Here is a 1,087-nt window from a genome sequence, read left to right as displayed (position 1 = left end):
CGCTGGGCGACGAAGCCGCTGCCGCGCAGCACCTGCTGCAGCGCCTGTGCGGTGTCCAGTTGGCCGTGCGCGCCGCCGCTGCGGGCCTGGCCCAGTTGGTCGGCGCGGTAAATCAGTTGCGCGCCGGATTGCCGCGCCAGGGTGTCCAGCGCCGCGCGCAGCGGGCCGGCGGGGACGTCCACCGTGCCGGTGGCGGCAACGGCAGCGGGTTGCGCCTGCGCCGCACAGGCGCTCGCACAGGCCATGCTCAGCAGCAGGGCACGCATCGGATACCGCATCGAGTTTTCTCCCCAAACGGGCGCGGAGCGCGCCTCAGTAGCTCCAGACGAACGAGACCGACAAATCCCCCCGCCGCCGCGCCGGCCCGGCGCGGCGCGGGACGGCTTACCGGCTGTGCAACAACACCGTGTCGCCGTGGCGCTCGGCGCGGATCGGGAATCCCTGTTCGAGCAGGCGCACGAAGGCGTCGACGTTGGACCAGCGCACGTTGCCGCCGACCCGCAGCGCCGCGGCACCGGCATCGGCGACCTGCAGCTTGACCGTGTTGTAGCGGTTGAACTCGGCCACCGCCGCCTGCAGCGGGGTGTCGTCGAAACTCAGGTAGCCGCTGCGCCAGTCCAGCGCGCGCTCGGCCTCGGCCAGCGCGACCCGGCGTACCAGCACCCCGTGCGGCCCGGCCTGGGCGATGCTGCCGGCATGCAGCAGCAGCGGTGGCGCCTGCGGCGCGCCCGCCGATTCCAGCCGCACCGTGCCTTCGGTGACCACCACGCGCAGCGCATCGGCCTCGCGGCGCACCGCGAAGCGCGTGCCCACCGCCACCACCCGGCGCGCGCCGCTGTCGACCACGAAGGGACGGCCCGGGTCCTTGCTCACCGCGAAGAACGCCTCGCCGCGCTGCAGGTCGATGCGCCGCTGCGCGCGCGACAGCGCCACCGCGATGCGGCTGTCGCTGCTCAGCGTGGCCTGCGAGCCGTCGGCCAGGGCCACCGGGCGCAGCTGGCCGGTGACGCTGGCATAGGCGGTCGGTACCGGTTCGACGGCATGCCGCCAGACCAGGGACAGTACCGCGGCACCGAGCAGCGCGGCC

2 protein-coding genes are annotated in these 1,087 nt (G+C 74.3%); both read right to left on the bottom strand.

Features of this window, described 5'->3' with window-relative positions:
* Positions 1-278: STN domain-containing protein (locus D180_RS06620; RefSeq protein ID WP_198526520.1), on the bottom strand; the 278-nt coding region annotated here is incomplete at its 3' end.
* A gap of 106 nt (positions 279-384) precedes the next feature.
* Positions 385-1,087, bottom strand: a 703-nt coding sequence (locus D180_RS06615; protein WP_017912174.1) for a FecR domain-containing protein, incomplete at its 5' end; no start/stop codon positions are given.

Source organism: Xanthomonas sp. SHU 166 (genome assembly GCF_000364685.1).
Lineage (GTDB): Bacteria > Pseudomonadota > Gammaproteobacteria > Xanthomonadales > Xanthomonadaceae > Xanthomonas_A > Xanthomonas_A sontii.
Note: the sequence above shows the minus strand (reverse complement) of the source record. Positions and strands in the feature narration are given on the sequence as shown.